Source organism: Nitrospira sp., from assembly GCA_015709715.1.
Classification (GTDB): Bacteria; Nitrospirota; Nitrospiria; order Nitrospirales; family Nitrospiraceae; genus Nitrospira_A.
The window spans coordinates 217,868-235,400 of record CP054184.1 but is presented as its reverse complement, the minus strand read 5'-3'; the positions used below and the strand labels follow the sequence as shown (position 1 = coordinate 235,400).

Below are 17,533 nucleotides of genomic sequence, written 5' to 3'. Positions count from 1 at the left end.
CCAGGCTGCGACAAAAACGGGTGGCAGGAGGCTCCACGCGCCATTTGGCCCTCACACCTGGTGGAAGAAATATGGTATGGAAGAAAATCCTATGCGGTTGCAATCAATTCAATGAGTGATTCGAATCACTATCACTTGGTGACACGGATTAGAACCTTGTCATAGGGCCCTTAGCCGCAGTCGCAATTGGTTCGAAGCACGAACGTGCGACTACTTATACAGCGTGAGTGCGTGGTTCGTAGGTATCAATCAATGATGTCCGCAAATAGCTAGATAAAAGTTGGTTTGGCTTTTAAACAGCATATGGATAAAACGTGTGGCGTGATGGGGTTTGGGTAGCTGCGGGGCAACTCGTAGCTGCTCTTGGTGTCCTGGTAGGTGTACGTTTGCAAACAGAGGTTATTCCACCTGATGTGTACGGTCAAGTGGCCCTATATTCAGGAGTCTCAACCCTGATTCTATCGGTAACATGTGTGCCTTACTGGAGAGGTGCCTCCTTATTCTGGGGGGAAGCTGTATCTCAAGGGCTTGAAGAGCATTTCTCATTATTTGTAAGGCGGTTGGTTACACGACACCTTAAGATTGCCGCCACTGTCGTACTCCTAGCCGGTGTTTTCTACGCTAGTATGGCAGGAGATTCACAGTTAGCGATCTTTATGCTTGTCTTTTTGCTTACGATAGATACAGCAAGAAGCATAGAGATGGCATTCCTCAATGCGCAGAGGGAACAGCGGCGATACGCCATCTGGAACATTTCAGAAGCCTGGATAAGACCTCTCAGCGCTGTTTTTGCAGTTACGTTTTTAGGACCTCGAACTGAAGTTGTTTTGGGTGCGTATGCTGTGGGATCTGCTGCAACCTTCGCTATTCTAAAGAAACGGGGTTCCCAAACCAGGTATTTACGAAGTGAATTCAGTTCAGAGAAAGCTCAAGACATTCAGAAACATTTTTGGGCTTACGCTCATCCGCTTATGCCACAGGGAATAGTGGGCTGGTTAAGTGCGTTAGCGGACCGCTATATCCTAGCGAATCTTGTTGGCCTGTATGAGGCAGGAATTTATTCGGCGGTTCATGGTTTGATTAGTCGCCCTTTCCTGATGGCACAAAGCCTTACTGAGCTAACTATCCGTCCCTTATATTTCCAAGCTGTAGCTACAGAACAATCGGACAAGACGAAGTTTTATCTTTATAGATGGGTCCTCTTTAATTCTGCAGTTGGAGCACTGCTCGTTATTTTCTGCATTCTTAGCAGTGATCTACTAGTTCAATATTTGCTGGGTCCAGCGTACGCGCAAAGCGTTTCGTTAATACCTTATCTGGCAATTGGGCACCTGCTCTTGATAATCGGGTACGGTTTGAATGGGTATCTATATGCTTACAAATACACGAGACACATTCTAGCTTTTGATTTATTAGGTGCATTGCTTGCTCTGACTATTAGTCCAATCCTGATCGCCACTCAAGGGCTCCAAGGTGCCGCGGTATCGTGTGTAGTTGTATATGGCATTCGGACCATTGCACTGGCAGTGTTCGTCTGCGTCAAGATATCCCGCACAAAGCAAACATAATCTGAGATTTGTGTATGAAGAACTTTGGAGTTAATGCTTGCCTTGCACTTGCGGCGCTAGTTGTTTGTATCGATCCGACTCATGGTGGTGGTCTGCACGAGAATGCGCAAGGAGAGGGTGTGGGCATAGTGGATCTCATGGATTTTGGAGCAGTAGGGGATGGTGTTTCTGATGATACGGCACCCGTTCAGCGGGCGCTCAGCCTATGCTCCAGCCAAGGTTTATCCTGCGTGGTCACTACAGGGAAGCAGTTTCTCATAAGGGGCCCTCTCTATATCTGGGGTAAGGCTCATCTAGTAGGTGATAAGCTACAGGGCGCCCTTATATTTGATGTTCACGAATCACCATATTTGATTAATGTGGGTCTGAGTGGTCGGCAAAAACTTGAGCGAGCATTTTCCGGAACAATCACCGGTATTTCCTTCAAGGTTATAGGTGGAGAGGGAGGGCGATTGTTTTTCCTTTGGCGCACGGATGGCGCATTGATAGGGGATAACCATTTCGATTTCGGCCCTTTTAGATATTCGGCTACATCGTCAGGAAATGATAACGATGTGGTCAAAAATGGGTTTACCAATTGCATTAGAAAAAATATCACGATTGCCCACAATACAATTGTTGCAGCGGCTGATTACGATGGTAGCGAGGGAATTGGCTTGGGCCACTTTGATGGAGCTTTGATTCTGGCTAATAAGGTTTATGGCGTTGGTGATGACCCGATCGGTATTCATTTTTCAAAGAATATACGAATCCTTGATAACGACTTGAGCAGTGTTGATGGCAGAATTTTTGTGGTTAACTCGCAACACGTCACTATCGCAAACAATAGACATGAGAGGGTTAGAAGCCCAAAGGACGGTCGCTTTTATGAAGGGATTTCGCTTCTGTATATCGGGTTTGAGACGCTAGAGGCGAACAGCTATGCTGCCCCAACAGATATTCTGGTGGAGCAAAATACTTTATATTACCCGCCGGGAGCAATTGATAAGGGAGCAGCCATCTATCTATATGGGCCGCGGGATGTTTCTGTGGAAAAAAACAAAATTACGAATGACTCTTCTGATGTGCACGCCGCTGCTGTGCGGGTTCTCCCTGCCGTATTTTCGAAACGATGGAACGATCCTGATTCTAAAGATCCAGCATCCGTTGCAAGAGTGCATGATACTGCAATCGTCGAAAATCGTAGTGAGGGTGCATATCCTCTAGGAATTGGTATGACGGGCAATTGCGATGCCTATGCTGGTCATGTAGTGGTACAAGGCAATGTTGCTCCCACCTACAGTTTTTACTGCAACAATATCTCTCTAAGCGGAAACAAGAGCACACAGAGGGGGCGTTAAGCTAGGGAAGGTCTGATTTATTCTCTTTGCATGATGTGCTAAGGGTAGCGCAGCACTGAACTGGAGGCGTGCCCCATGCAGCAACAGACGTTTGCCGAAGTCTCGTTTGAACAGTATCGCAAGCCCACCCGCCGGGAGCAGTTTCTCAACGAGATGAACCAGGTTGTTCCATGGGCGGAATTGGTAGCGGCGATCGAGCCGGTCTACCCCAAGGCCGAGGGCCCAGGGCGTCCGCCCGTGGGTGTCGAACGCATGTTGCGCCTCCATTGTCTGCAACAGTGGTTTAACCTGTCGGACCCGGCGGTGGAGGAAGCGCTGTACGACTCACACGCCATGCGGCAGTTCGTGGGGATTGATCTGGGCCGCGAGCCCGTACCGGATGAAACCACCATCTGTAAGTTTCGGCATCTGCTGGAAGCCCACCACTTGGGCGCACAGCTCTTTGCGCGGATCGGCGCGTATCTGGCTGCCCACGGGCTGAAGGTCAGCCGGGGCACGATCGTGGATGCCACGATCATCAATGCGCCCAGTTCGACGAAGAATCGCCAGAAAGAGCGAGATCCGGAGATGCATCAGACCAAGAAGGGGAACCAGTGGTATTTCGGCATGAAGGCGCATATTGGAGTGGACAGCCGGACGAAGCTGGTTCACTCAGTGGCGGCCACGGCGGCGAATGTCCATGACAGCCAGGTGTTGCCGGAGTTGCTGCATGGACAGGAGACACGAGTATGGGGCGATGCCGCCTATAGCGGGCAACGCGACATGATTCAGCACCATGCTCCCCATGCCAAGAGCTTCGTCCAGACGAAAGCCCATCGCCATCGGCCCTTGAGCGAGACGGAGCGGGCCCGCAATCGGACGAAGTCGAAGGTTCGTGCCAAAGTCGAGCATGTGTTCTTGGTGATCAAGCGGATCTTCGGGTGGGCCAAAGTGCGGTACCGGGGGCTCGCGAAGAATGCGCACTGGTTGTCTATCAGTTGCGGCTTGGCGAATCTGTATGTAGCACGCCGGCACTTGCTGGCGGCAGCCTAGCGGACGGGGGTGCGAACGGGGCGCGGGCCGCCTGACGGCGGAGGAATCCGAGAAAGGCGCTCTCGGACCAGCGGGTTCCCAGCTGATGGCCCGTCTTGATCCACCGAGAAACAGATTGCTTCGTGGAAACGCGAATTAATCAGACGTTCCCTAGAGCTAAAGCACGCAGTAGATGTCTACCTCTATATACCTGCTCCGTCGATTAAATACAGCCCGATTTGCCCTCATGCTGTGGGCCATCTGGGCCCTCATGAGCATCCTTGTCCTTATCGAAGCAGGATCTAACGACAATCTAATCATTGCCTACATTTCATATCTTGTTGTGAGCTCCTTCTCGCTCTGGCGAGCCCGTCATGATCTTCTAGCTCCCGTTGGAGCTTTCACCCTAGTGGCATTCTCAGGATTCGGCTTTAATATCCCGCTGATTGCAGCGGGATATGTGCCATATATTCATATCGATAATGCGACCCTCACTAAGGTCTTAGTGATAGTTTTGTCGGCGCAATTGGGGTTTATGTGTGGAGCTATGATTTCTAGCCATGCTAAGAGTCCACTGCGCAGAATTTTAAGCACGTCTTTGCAGATGAAACGTACATCCATCTTGAGCTTTGCTGGTCTCACAGTATTGCAGGTGGCTGCAGGTGCTACACGGAAGTGGTTACATCTTGGCGAGGCTGGTACTCAACCATCTGTTGGTTATGCAGGCGTGCTCCAATTCCTCCTTTATCACGGTGTGCTCATACTTTGCGTCTGGTACTTAGCCCAGGCACTTACCGATAAAAGAAGAATGCATGCGATTCTAGGGCTATTTCTTCTACTTGGGATGGCGATTACGCAAGCTTTGATGGGATGGCGAGGAGGGATTCTGTACGTAATAATTATTGCCATAGTCCCGTTTTGGTACCAATTTATTTCAAGGGAAAAGCGCAAGCATTTTTCGATGGGGTGGCTGATTATCTTGTTGGTCTCCAGCAGTTCGGTGATTCATTTAGGCGGCATGGTCAGAACTGAGAGGCTTGGAGGAGAGTCAGGATTTACTAAAGGCACCGAAGAACTTCTAAGGAACGTATTCTTGAGATCGCAAGGAACCACGCGATTGGCCGAGGTTGCCCATTATTTTGGACCCTTGTCATTCACGAACAATTTTCTTATTCAGGAGTTGATGGCAAAGAACAGCTCCGTAACCGTTTACATAGATAGGAATGTGTACGGTATAGAACCGACGCAGTCTCACAGCGTGGGCAGTTCTGGGCCGGGTGGCCCCTATACCGCAGCGGGACTTTTGGGAGTATTAACTACCTACGGATTCATCGGGTTTCTCTACAAAGAAAGTTACCAGGCAATGCTCGATCTCAGCACTTCGAAGATAAGTGTGCTTGCTGTCGTGTGGTATGCATTTCTTATCTTGATGCTCTTTGAAATTCTGAATGAAAACTTTGGGATTAATTCTTTAAAAATGTACTTTGCAGTCCTTGCTCAGCTCTACCTTTTCAAGCTTTTTCTTACGCAAACCCGGAAAGCCTAAATTCTTCTGATGAAGATACTGTTCGTTACAAATGATGTGCCATACCCTCCAAACAATGGCGTCCGGATCGTTTCTCACAACTTTATGCGGTTAATGCATGAGGCTGGCCATCAACTTGGGCTGGCGGTACTTACAGATGATCTCGTACATGCCGAAAGGCATTTCTCGCAGGCTGCTCGGTTTTGCGGGAAAGACCTTGCCTGGTGGGTGCCGCTCAGGTACCGCAAAAGGCATGAGCTGTTAGTAATGGCAGCCCTCAAGAACAAGCTTGTGTTCATTGAGCGGTACTACTCGGACCAGTTTCGGCTGCGACTTAGTCATTTCATCAAGGAGTTCAATCCAGATGTCATACATTTCGATTTGATCCCTATGACTCAGTACATAGATTTAGTGCCACCAACAATTGGGACAGTCGCATCAATTAACGACAGCTGGACACTTGCACTCGAAGATGGGCTAAGGTCTTCAAAGTACAGAGGGGCGGAGCGAGTTTATAGGATGTACGAGTTTTACCGGGTTAGAAACTACGAACGAATAACCTATCCCAAATTCGGCATTACCCACGTCGTGAGTGAATCGGACAAGCAATACTTAATGCGACTGAATACTAATATTCGTGCAACCGTTATTTCTAACGGTGTTAACCCAGCTCTCTTTGGAATCGCAGGCGCAACCCTAGGACAGGTTAATATGCTGTTTTTAGGAAAGCTGGCTGGAGATAACCTGCATTGCCTTTTGCAGTTCTTGAAAAAAAGTTGGCCGATAGTAAAAACCCGTCTTCCCCAGGCCAAATTGCATATAGTAGGGGCAATAGGAAGAGAAGGACAGGTAGTAAAACAATTGGCTGATTCCGATGGGGGGCTTGTACTGAGGGGATATGTGAGCGACCTCGGTGAGGTATATGCAGAGTGCGGAATAGCTGTCATTCCGATTCTAAAGTCGTGTGGGATTCTGAACAAGGCAATCGAAGCGATGGCTGCTGGTTTGGTGGCAGTGGGCTTCAAAAGCTCATTTGCAGGAATTCCGGAGGCACAAGATAAGGTGCACTTTTTGGCAGCCAGTGACTATGATGCGATGGGGTGTTGTCTTGTCGATGTAGTGCAGAATGGCACGATGCGCTCTGCTATTCAAAGGAACGCCCATTCATTGGCTCGAAAGTTTTACTCCTGGCAGGATCGCCTTCCAAAGCTGGAAGCGATGTATTCTCTGGCTCGGCAGCAATGTCAGGAACCAACGGTAAGTAGTTAGAAACCTTTCTGTGCATTCTGTGCCCGGCCGAATTTAGACAAACACATTTTACGCTTAATAGTTAAGCGTTAACCCATGCTCGTATTTCTTAATTGTTCCACTCTTTTCAAGGGCGGCGGTGTCCAAGCTGCAGTGTCTTTTATTAGAACAGTGCTGGAACAAAAGGACGATATCAAATGGCATTTTGTCCTTTCCAGGCGTGTGTTCGATGAGCTACATGGTTTTGATCTGGCAAGGGGGTTATCGAAAGTTTCGATTGTCGAGGTCTCCCCTGCTAGGAGCTCTCAAAGTCGTGATGCTATGAAACGCCTGGAGGAAGAAGTTAATCCAGATGTCGTATTCACATTCTTTGGTCCTGCCTATGTTGCCTTCTCGAAGCCGCATCTATGCGGCGTAGCTGATGGCTGGGTCACGCACGGGGGTTATTGGGCATGGAAGACTATGCGAGGCCTCAAGGATATAAGCCGATCAATCTGCCTCGTTGCCTATAAGGCCTACATGTATCGTAAGGCTGATGCGTGGGTGACAGAAGCAATGATTGCCAAGAAGGGATTGGCTCGCCGGTTATGCATAGCGGAACGCCGGATTGGAATAGTTCCCAACAATTGCGGCGAGCATTATTTGCAGGCCTCATCCTCCCCCCAGCATACCGACCCAAAATGCAAACTCCGGATCCTGTGTATGGCCGCCTATTACAGGCATAAAAACTTAGAGATTATTCCGGCTGTGGCAAAGGCACTCGAAGCTTGTATGCCTGGCCGCGAATTTGAATTCGTTCTCACTCTGCCGGCAGATATTGAGGCTACCCAGAGAATACTGCACCATGCGCAGAAGCTAGGCGTGGCACATCACCTGATTAATGTGGGATACGTGCCTGTCAATGACGGACCTGGTCTCTATAAGTCTTGCCACCTCTTGTTTCTCCCCTCCGTACTTGAAACCTTTTCAGCGAACTATCCTGAGGCCATGGCGATGGGTCTCCCCATTGTGACCGTTGATCTCGATTTCGCTCGTTCGATTTGTCAACAGGCGGCCTTGTATTTTGAACCTATGAACCCCAGGTCCGCTGCCGCTGAGATTGCAAAACTGTGCATAGATCCTGCTTTGCGGAACAACCTTGTCAACAAAGGCAGAGCGGTTCTTGCTCAAATTCCATCGGCGGTGGAACGTTACGAGATGTATCGCAAATGTATTTGGCAGGTATTTCGATTTAGAGGAGAAGCGGACCTCTCCTTTCTACAGGAAGCACCTACCCGCGTGGAGTTTTCCTAGGGGGCTGTATGGAGACAATGAAGCGAACCGGCTACGATCAGCGACTGGGAATGGGACGGGCGCTTCCGAAGAAGCCAGATCAAGACTTAGATGATGATCCTGCCATGATGGTCCAAGAGCAGATCGCCAGAATTAAATTCCTGGCGGGTAAGACCGTGATAGCCGGAAAGGGAATTCTAGATCTGGGATGTGGCGCGGGATTTAATACTGCCTATCTAATGAGCAAGTTAAACGCCAGTCGGGTTTTGGGAGTGGATATCTCTACAACTGCAGTCGAGTTTGCACGCAGAACGTATCCCTTTGGACACTTTCTTGAAGGAGACATTTCAAGCCCGCTTCTAGACTGCGGAACAGCGGCGTGGGATGTGATCCTGTGTTGCGAGGTTATCGAGCATGTACCCCACCCCGAGGCGTTGCTGGATACGGTTCATCGTCATCTCGATGGCGCCGGAATCGCGTTCATATCCACTCCAAACCGTCCGGTGTTCTCGTTGGATTATGAGCCTTCTCCGGTAAATCACACACACATAAAAGAATACACGTTGAGTGAGTTCCACGACATGCTGCAGGCGAAGTTTTCCAAAGTTGAGATCTGGGGGCAACGTTTCTCCAATGCACAACACTTTGCAATGCAGCAGGGGATAGTCTTGCGCAACATCGCCGATTATCGTCTTTTGGGTGAATGGTACTGGCAGAACTCAGTGCGCCGGATTTGGAAAACGCTACGGCTCGAGCCCCTTCGCAGATGGTGTGGGGGTGGGCTTCGATATGATCATCGGGATTTCACGTTCGTCAATCCCGTGAGTCAGGACAGTGTCTGGCTCTGTGCCTTGGTCGGTAAATGATCACGCACATGAACCGCGAACGCCTATACAGTTGCTTGCCTATTGGGCTGCAAAACTTGGCATGCTCCATCGAGGGGTGGCGACTGGCCAGGCGACGATATGGTGCAGGCTATCGAGAGTTGAATCGTGAGTTGGTGGAGCGCGCATCGGTAGCTGCAGACCGTATTCAAGAAATCAGACGTTGTCGCCTCCGTTCACACTTTACGGCAGCTTTGCAAACCCCCTTCTGGCAACACCAGTTCAAGGCGTATGAGGTTGACTGCACCAGCAGCGATCCTCTGAATGAGATTGGGAAGCTCCCAATTCTTACCAAAAGTGATGTGCAGGATAACGCCTCGAACATTCTGAATCGACAATTTGATCTGAATGGCCTCTTATCCTGCCACACGAGTGGCACAACCGGTGCTGGCCTTCATTTTTGGGAAACGTATGATGCGGAGAAGGAGCGGTGGGCCGTCTGGTGGCGCTATCGTGGGGTTCACGGCATCAAACCGGAAACGTGGTGTGGGTACTTTGGTGGCCGCTCTGTCGTTCCCCTTCGGCAGACCTCTCCGCCATTTTGGCGAGTGAATCAACCAGGACGGCAGATCCTGTTCAGTGCTTACCACCTTTCCGGATCGACTGCAGAAGCCTACCTCGATGCGCTCGAGCGATATGCGGCTCCATGGTTACACGGGTACCCATCGGTTCTCGCATTGGTAGCAGGATACGTTCTTGAACGCGGCCGCCCGCTACGAACACCTCCACGCATCATTACCATCGGGGCTGAAAACCTTCTTCCTCAACAAAAACATATGATCGAAATGGCTTTCGGGTGTCGCGTTCGCCAACACTATGGCCAGGCAGAATCGGTCGCCAACATATCCGAATGCCGTTCCGGCCACTTACACGTCGATGAGGACTTTTCTCTGGTCGAGTTTGTGCCTCTCGATCAGAATGAGACGCACTTTCGGGTGATCGGCACGAATTGGAGCAATCCGGCCTTTCCGCTGTTTCGCTACGACACGGGAGATGTCGTAGAAATAGGAGGCCGTGGCGCGCCGATCTGTGAAATGAGGGGAAGGGTTATTGACTCTATTGATGGTCGTCAAGAAGATTATGTGCTGCTTCCGAACGGAGTCCGCCTTGGGAGGTTGGATCATATTTTTAAAGACCTCACGGAAATCAGGGAGGCACAGATTTATCAGCCAGACCGGCAGTCGCTGGTGATTCGAATCGTACGAGGCGGCAATTACACCGATCAGTCCGAACAGAGGTTGCTGGAGGAAGCCCGTAAACGCCTGGGGAGCGACATTGCGCTCCGGCTGGACTATGTGCACGCGCTTGAGAAGAGTCCGTCAGGCAAACTCCGTTTCGTAATCAGTGCGGTACGTTAGCACCTACCTTGGGTAATCCCGCGAAAGCCAGCGCCTCCACGCAATCGGAGTGGATCTATCGCATGAAGAGGATCGGGCTCTATTTCAACACGGTACGGTATCTGCGTGCTCGCCAAATTTATGCCTTAATTCGAAACAGGCTTTTCCCCCAGTCAGTAGCCATGTCGTTCGAAGGCACCGTGGCCATTCGATCAGTCGACTGTACGCATGCATTCATTGTGGACCGTTCGCCAGTGCCGGATGAGTGGGTATTTTCCTTTCTCAACAGATCCAAACGATTTGTGCCCGGGTCGATAGATTGGGCCAGTTCGGACATGCCTAAACTGTGGCGCTACAACCTCCATTACTTTGATTACCTGTTCCAGGAAAAACGCTCGTCCGCCAACAAAGAACAACTTATTTCTAGCTGGATTACCCATAATCCACCCGGCGCGGGGGATGCTTGGGAACCCTACACGCTGTCTCTGAGAATCGTGAACTGGATCAAATATTTTCGCCAATCACGCCACGATCCCCCCGATGAGTGGAAGCGAAGCCTCTACCATCAGGTGTTCTGGTTGGAGCGCAATCTGGAGTATCACTTGATGGCGAACCATCTCTTCAAGAATGGCGTTGCGCTGTGTATTGCGGGGCTGTACTTCGAAGGAAATGATGCAGAGCGGTGGCTTGCAAAGGGGCGTGGCATGATTCGCGAGGAGTTGTCGGAGCAGATACTGCAAGATGGCGGACACTTTGAACGTAGCCCCATGTACCACGCGATCTGGGTAGTAGATTGCCTTGATATGCTGAATATTCTGCAGCTGGGGAGTCATTCGATGCCACTCGCCGAGGCATCCTCTCTCAGGAAAGCGGCCATCAAAGGTGTTCAATTCTTGGAGGACATCTGCCTGTCCGACGGGGAGATCCCTCTATTTAATGACGCGGCAGCAGGTATTGCCCCCTCCACTCGGGACATTCTCACATACGCAACCGCCATCCTGGGCTATGTGCGCAGTGGCCCCGACAATCAACCTCACATTGTGTGTAAGGAGCCATGTGGCTACTACGTGATTCGGCACGACACAGACATCATAGTGATCGACTGCGGACCCGTGGGGCCAGACTATCAGCCGGGCCATGCCCATGCCGATACGCTGAGTTTTGAATTGGCCCTGGATGGCCGGCGTGTCGTCGTGGATACGGGAGTTTACGACTACGAACCTGGCTCGCGGCGCGCCTATGCCAGAAGTACGCGGGCCCATAACACGGTCTGTGTGGATGGCCAAGACCAGTCCGAGGTATGGGGAGTGTTTCGCGTGGCACGCCGCGCCTATCCGCTATATGCCAGCCTGACATCTGATCGGCCAGGACACGCCCTTTTTCTGGGTGCACACGATGGGTACCATCGACTGCCGGGTCGTGTTACTCACGAGCGGATGATCGAGTATGCTTCTCCGGGGATGTGGACAGTTCGAGACACTCTTTCGGGGAAGGGAGAGCACAGCCTCGAGAGCTATCTGCACCTCCACCCCGAGTACGAGCCCCATATTGTGGCAGGGGGTGTGGAGGTGAGAGATCGAACGGGAAGGGTACATATGATGGTCGAGCCGCCAGCCAACGCAACCGTCTCTATTCAATCTGGTTTCTACTTCCCAGAATTCGGTAAAGAAATCGAAAACAGCATCATTGTCATGGCTTATCGCGGCCGCGTACCGGTCACATTGACCTATCGAATGCTAAAGACGGTCACACCTCAGTGAATTACCGATAACCTACTCTCGTTTTAGGTGTTCATGCTTGCCATGGATAAACCATTGCATATTCTCTTTTTGTCTCACTATTTTCCACCCGAAGTAAATGCTCCGGCGTCTCGTACCTATGAACATTGCAGGGAGTGGGTACGGAACGGTCACCGGGTGACGGTCGTCACCTGCGCGCCTAATCACCCGAGAGGAAAAGTTTATGACGGGTACCGCAACGGGCTGTGGGAACGTGAGGAGCGCGATGGCATTGATGTGTGGCGAGTGTGGACGTACGTGACAGCCAATGAAGGTTTCCTTAAACGGACTCTGAATTATCTGTCCTACATGGCAGCGTCCATAGTGATTGCTCCCTTCCTCCCAAAGGTGGACGTCGTCATTTCAACATCGCCACAGTTCTTCAATGGTCTTGCAGGGTATGTGGTGAGTCGGCAGAAACGTGCACCTTGGGTGCTGGAGATCCGCGATCTCTGGCCGGAATCGATCCTTGCGGTAGGGGCGATTTCAAACCGTACCATCATCAGAGCGCTCGAATGGTTGGAATTGTTGGCCTATCGAAAAGCCGATCGAATTGTTCCTGTGACGAATGCGTTTCAGCGACACATGGAGAGGAAAGGAATCGCCGCATCAAAAATCACAGTGCTTAAAAATGGGGCGGATCTCAGTCTGTATAAGCCTGTTGCAGGACAAAACCCGCTCATTCAGGAACTGGGACTCAATGGCAAATTCATCGCGGCGTATTTCGGTACCCACGGAATGGCACATCAGTTGGAAACAATTCTCCATGCCGCTGAACGGCTCCGCCGGTATCGGGACATCGTTTTCTTGCTCGCCGGCGACGGAGCGGAACGCGAGCGTCTGCTGAGTTTACGAGACCAACTAGCGCTGACGAATGTTGTCATGCTTGAACAACAGCCGAAGGAGCGAATGCCGTGGTTGTGGGCGCTCTGCCATGTCAGTCTGATCCTGTTGAAGAAGTCGGAACTCTTCAAAACAGTGATCCCGTCAAAGTTGTTCGAAAGCATGGCGATGGAGAAACCCATCATCCTTGGTGTTGAAGGGGAAAGTGCGGAGATTCTTCAAGCTGCTAAGGCTGGTTTCTGTATTGAACCCGAAAACGACGAAGAGCTAGCCGCACGTATGCTCGAACTCTGGTCCAATCGTGCCCTGTGCCAGACGTACGGTTTAAACGGCAGGAGGCATGTCCTGGAGAATTACGATCGATCCCAGCTAGCCAAACGTTATCAACAGCTCCTGCAATCTTTGTCATAAAAAATACGGTGCGGAGCCTATTGTGACATGGAGGGCCGAATGGACAGGGCTATTCGGGGGCAATTGTGTCTCATTTGGAAACATGTTGCGTGTCGCGAAACATCGAATAGAGGGCAATTTCCCTCATCTGCAACAAATACGTATCAATATTCCATTTCTTAATAAAAAAACTCTTGCGCTGGTTTTTACTTTTAAGTATTCTCCCAAAAATATTCGATCAACCCAGTAGGCTTATGGACGTCTCATACGTCTTAGAAAGAGGATGAGCATAAATCCCGCAGGGTTTTGGCTATCCCGGTAAAGGAGACGCAATGAACACGATAAGAGCGAAACAAGTTGTGAGAGCTTTCGGGCTCGCAGTGAGTGGCGTGTGTGCGGTGCTCGCTCTCGGCGTATCTCAGAGCAATGCTGCCAACATCCAGTTCAACTTCAGCGGATCGGTTGGGGATGTGTTTGGACGGGTTTTCACTCCAGGCGGAACAGGCTCAAACGGTTTTAGTTCCTCCCTTCCCATGTCCGGTAGTATGACTTTCAACTCCGGGGCCAGCGATCAGAACACGGGGAGCAATATATTTGGGGATTTTGTCGGCAACGGAAGTAACAGTCCCATTCAAAATCTGACCGTAACGGTTGGCAACTACACGGCGACGTTTGTGCCGGGATCCAGCTCGATAGAAGTGATCAACAATCACCCAGCGTTCGGTGATTCTTACCGCATCTCCGTGACTGGCCTGACAGGCCCTGAAATAAACGGACGCCTCCCCAGTGGATTTGAATTGGAATTGAACGATCCTAGCGGCAATGTGTTCAGTAGCGACCATCTTCCAACAGCTCCTCCGAGCCTGTCCTCCTTTGCTTCCAATCAATGGCGACTGATTTTCACTGGAGTTGGGCATAGAGTGCAGGGTGCATTGACGTCCCTCGTTCCTTTGCCGGCAGCCGTGTGGTTGTTTGGTGCTGGGTTGATTGCGTTGGTCGGGCTTGGGTCGCGCGGCTTGGCTACGCGTAAGGAATCGTAGGCTCACGTCATCTCTTCCGCTTCAGCGCCTGTACCGTCCTTCCAACTCGCCCTTTCTCATCCTCTCCCACGACCGGGGGAGAGGATGAGCTTTTCACCTAGGTGTTTCGTGGCTGTCATCGCACTGATCATGGTTGCCCTCTTGGGCTACATGTATGCGGACAGCCTGGTTTTTCTAGTAAGACAATGGGGCAGCGACGACTATAGCCACGGGAGTGTTGTGCCTCTCATCAGCCTCTTTCTCGTGTGGCAGCGGCGGCAGCGGTTGACGGAAGCGGGGCTGAATCCCTCATGGTCTGGGCCTTTCATCGTATTTGCAGGCCTGCTGCTCTATTTCATCGGAAATTTGGCCACCCTATATGTGGTCTCACACCTGTCCCTCTGGATCGTGATCGTCGGGCTGGTGCTCTCATTCCTCGGGGTCAAAGCCTTGCGGGAGCTAGCATTTCCCGTGGCCTATCTCCTGACTGCCATCCCGCTTCCCGTCTTTCTCTATAACGCCCTTTCGAGCCGGCTGCAGCTCTGGTCTTCCGCGCTGGGGGTGGGGGTTCTCCAGTTCATCGGAGTCACCGCGTTTCGGGAAGGAAACGTCATCGACCTCGGACCGGTTCAGTTACAGGTGGCGGAAGCCTGCAGCGGCATTCGATATCTGTTCCCGCTGACGGCTCTGGCCCTGTTGTGTGCGTACTGTTTCCGCGATCGCATGTGGAAACGCATCGTGCTGGTGCTCTCGGCCTTGCCGATCTCGGTGTTGGTCAACGGCTTGCGGATCGGGATCGTCGGGGTTCTGGTGGAGTGGTATGGGCCCCAGGCGGCGGATGGATTTCTGCATCTATTCGAAGGATGGGTGCTGTTTATGGCGACCCTGGGGCTCATTGTGCTTGAAATGTTGGGGCTCTCCCGAATTCAGCCTCTGCCCGGCGCTCACGGGCTCCTTGACCGATTTCGGCTGTACGACCAGGAGAATCGGTCCGGCTCGCGGTCCGGGGTCGCATCTCCTTCGACTGCCACGGTCCTCAGGGTTCCGGCTTATATCGGAAGCCTGGCCCTCATCCTCCCTGCGGCCCTGTTTTCCTGGTCAATGGGCGATCGGCAGGAGGCCACCCACGAACGTGCCCCCTTCGTCGATTTTGCCATGCGTATCGGAGAGTGGCAGGGAACTCCCTTGCCGGTAGAACCGCAGTTTATTACGGCGTTGCGTTTCGACGATTACCTGTTGGCTGACTATGCCACGCCCCACTCGAGTCCCATTACGCTCTACATGGCCTACTACCAGTCTCAGCGAAAGGGACAATCCGCCCATTCTCCCCAAAGCTGTATTCCTGGGGGAGGGTGGGAGATTTCCTCCCACCGCACGGTTGATGTCGTGATGGATGGGAGGGAGGGCCTCGCTGCGCCGGTCAATGTGGTGTTGATCCAGAAAGATCGAGAAAAGCAGCTCGTCGTCTACTGGTTCAAGCAGCGCCATCGGTGGCTGGCCAGCGAATACCTCGTCAAGTTCTATCTCTTCTGGGATGCGCTGACCAGCCAACGGAGTGACGGTGCCCTCATTCGCCTCTCTGCCGCGATTGGGCCCGGGGAGAATGAAGCGGACGTAGAGCAACGGGTGTTGCGGTTCGCCAGGACGATCGAACCTCAGTTGAGCCGGTACATTCCGGATTGACCATGACCAGCGCCGTCTTCTTCAGCTTCATCACCTCACTGTTCATCTGCATGGCCTTGATCCCGCCGCTGCAGTTGAACGCGGGGCGTTGGAGTTTCATGGATCTGCCTGGTGGGCGCAAGGTCCACGCCAACCCGATTCCACGCATCGGTGGCATCGCTTTCGGGTCTGCCGCGCTCCTCTCCATCTTCTTCTGGGGACCACAAGATCCTGCCGTGGGGCCCGTGTTGCTCAGCGCGTTGGTCATCCTGGCATTTGGGATTTGGGACGATCGAGCGAACCTGAACTACAAGGTCAAGCTGATCGGTCAGCTTGTCGCGGTGTTCGCCGTGGTGATCGTCGGCGACATTCGGCTCGAGCAGGTTCCGTTTCTCTACGATGAGAACGCTCCGCTCTGGCTGGCCCTGCCGCTGACCGTGGTCTTTCTCGTGGGGGCGGCCAATGCAGTCAATCTGTCCGACGGCCTTGACGGTCTGGCCGGCGGCTTGGCCTTCTTGAGTTTTGCCGGCATCGCCTATCTGGCCTATCTCTCCCATGACACCACGGTTCTGGTGTTTGCGGCGGGATTCTTGGGCGGCCTCCTGGGGTTCCTGCGGTACAACACCTATCCGGCCAGGATCTTCATGGGTGACGCCGGGAGCCAGCTGCTCGGATTCTCGATGGGTGTGCTCGTCCTGCTGTTGAGCGACCCATCGCGCAATCCCTTCCCTGTGACGATCGGGCTGCTGGTGCTGGGGTTGCCGTTTCTGGACACGATTGCAGTGATGGGACAGCGGCTGGCGAAGGGCCGATCGCCCTTCATTGGGGACCGGAACCATGTGCATCATAAATTGCTGGCGCTGGGCCTCTCCCATTACGAAGCCGTCATCGTCATCTATGGCATTCAAGCAGTGATGGTCGGCTTGGCCTATCTCCTGCGCTGGCAATCCGACGCCTTGATCCTGACCATGTATGGCACATTCGCCTTCGCCATGTTTGCCCTGTTCGTCGCCACTGAACGCGGGGGCATTCTGTTGTCTGAATCGACGGACGGACGGGTCCTCTCCGATACCAAGATGGCTCGTATCGGGTTATGGCTCAGCGACATGGCGCCGCGGTTTCTCGCGGTCGTGGTGCCGCTGTTTTTGATCGCCAATGTGTTTGTGCCGGGCCATGTCCCGATGGATGTGGGGTATGCGGCGCTGGGCCTCTTCGCCGTGGTTTTGGGAGGCCTCTGGCTCATGCCGGAATATCGCTCCCATTTCGTGCGAGGGGGCTTGTACGTGGGCAGCGCCTTCCTTATGTATATGGGAGAACAATCGGGTATCCTGGACATCTGGCCGATTTACGTGACGCAAAATACCCTGCTGGCCGTGATCGCCATCCTGGTGTTGTTGAGTATGCGGTTCAGCCGGGGCAATCGGTTTCAGACCACGCCGTTGGATTATCTCATGGTGTTTTTTGCCTTGATCGTCCCGCTGTTGCCGGAAATGCGGGCGGACATGCCCACGCTCAGCATCCTTGCGGCAAAACTCATCGTGTTGTATTTCTCGTTTGAGCTGTTGCTGCATACGTTCGCCGATCGCGTGAAACAATTCGGGCTGGTGTCCTTGTGGATATTGTTTGGTCTAGGAGTCCGGGCCTGGTTGTAGGAAC

At 52.3% G+C, this 17,533-nt stretch carries 13 protein-coding genes; all 13 read left to right on the top strand.

Features of this window, described 5'->3' with window-relative positions; translation table 11 throughout:
• Nucleotides 1-314: 314 nt before the first annotated feature.
• Nucleotides 315-1,568 (top strand): lipopolysaccharide biosynthesis protein, encoded by a 1,254-nt coding sequence (locus tag HRU82_01030; protein ID QOJ33616.1) that lies wholly within the window; start codon nucleotides 315-317, stop codon nucleotides 1,566-1,568.
• Nucleotides 1,569-1,582: 14 nt separating this feature from the next.
• On the top strand, nucleotides 1,583-2,908 hold the full coding sequence (locus tag HRU82_01025) for a right-handed parallel beta-helix repeat-containing protein (protein QOJ33615.1): 1,326 nt from the start codon (nucleotides 1,583-1,585) through the stop codon (nucleotides 2,906-2,908).
• 75 nt (nucleotides 2,909-2,983) lie between these two features.
• Complete coding sequence (locus HRU82_01020) at nucleotides 2,984-3,940, top strand: IS5 family transposase (protein ID QOJ33614.1); 957 nt, start codon at nucleotides 2,984-2,986, stop codon at nucleotides 3,938-3,940.
• 226 nt (nucleotides 3,941-4,166) lie between these two features.
• The gene (locus HRU82_01015; protein ID QOJ33613.1) at nucleotides 4,167-5,465 is read left to right on the top strand and encodes a hypothetical protein; all 1,299 of its coding nucleotides are present in this window, start codon (nucleotides 4,167-4,169) and stop codon (nucleotides 5,463-5,465) included.
• Between the two features lie 9 nt (nucleotides 5,466-5,474).
• Nucleotides 5,475-6,713, top strand: a complete 1,239-nt coding sequence (locus tag HRU82_01010) for a glycosyltransferase family 4 protein (protein ID QOJ33612.1) — start codon at nucleotides 5,475-5,477, stop codon at nucleotides 6,711-6,713.
• 75 nt (nucleotides 6,714-6,788) lie between these two features.
• The gene (locus tag HRU82_01005) at nucleotides 6,789-7,985 is read left to right on the top strand and encodes a glycosyltransferase family 4 protein (protein ID QOJ33611.1); all 1,197 of its coding nucleotides are present in this window, start codon (nucleotides 6,789-6,791) and stop codon (nucleotides 7,983-7,985) included.
• An 8-nt stretch (nucleotides 7,986-7,993) separates the two neighbouring features.
• The gene (locus HRU82_01000) at nucleotides 7,994-8,830 is read left to right on the top strand and encodes a class I SAM-dependent methyltransferase (protein ID QOJ33610.1); all 837 of its coding nucleotides are present in this window, start codon (nucleotides 7,994-7,996) and stop codon (nucleotides 8,828-8,830) included.
• An 8-nt stretch (nucleotides 8,831-8,838) separates the two neighbouring features.
• The gene (locus tag HRU82_00995; GenBank protein ID QOJ33609.1) at nucleotides 8,839-10,206 is read left to right on the top strand and encodes a phenylacetate--CoA ligase family protein; all 1,368 of its coding nucleotides are present in this window, start codon (nucleotides 8,839-8,841) and stop codon (nucleotides 10,204-10,206) included.
• A gap of 62 nt (nucleotides 10,207-10,268) precedes the next feature.
• Nucleotides 10,269-11,945 carry an alginate lyase family protein gene (locus HRU82_00990; protein ID QOJ33608.1) on the top strand — a complete coding sequence of 559 codons (1,677 nt, stop codon included), beginning with the start codon at nucleotides 10,269-10,271 and terminating at the stop codon, nucleotides 11,943-11,945.
• Between the two features lie 54 nt (nucleotides 11,946-11,999).
• On the top strand, nucleotides 12,000-13,217 hold the full coding sequence (locus HRU82_00985) for a glycosyltransferase family 4 protein (GenBank protein ID QOJ37069.1): 1,218 nt from the start codon (nucleotides 12,000-12,002) through the stop codon (nucleotides 13,215-13,217).
• 311 nt (nucleotides 13,218-13,528) lie between these two features.
• Entirely contained in the window at nucleotides 13,529-14,236 is a 708-nt protein-coding gene (locus tag HRU82_00980; GenBank protein QOJ33607.1) for a hypothetical protein, read from the top strand.
• Between the two features lie 108 nt (nucleotides 14,237-14,344).
• Complete coding sequence (gene xrtD / locus HRU82_00975) at nucleotides 14,345-15,898, top strand: VPLPA-CTERM-specific exosortase XrtD (GenBank protein ID QOJ33606.1); 1,554 nt, start codon at nucleotides 14,345-14,347, stop codon at nucleotides 15,896-15,898.
• Between the two features lie 2 nt (nucleotides 15,899-15,900).
• On the top strand, nucleotides 15,901-17,529 hold the full coding sequence (locus tag HRU82_00970) for an undecaprenyl/decaprenyl-phosphate alpha-N-acetylglucosaminyl 1-phosphate transferase (protein ID QOJ33605.1): 1,629 nt from the start codon (nucleotides 15,901-15,903) through the stop codon (nucleotides 17,527-17,529).
• The last annotated feature ends 4 nt before the right edge of the window (nucleotides 17,530-17,533 follow it).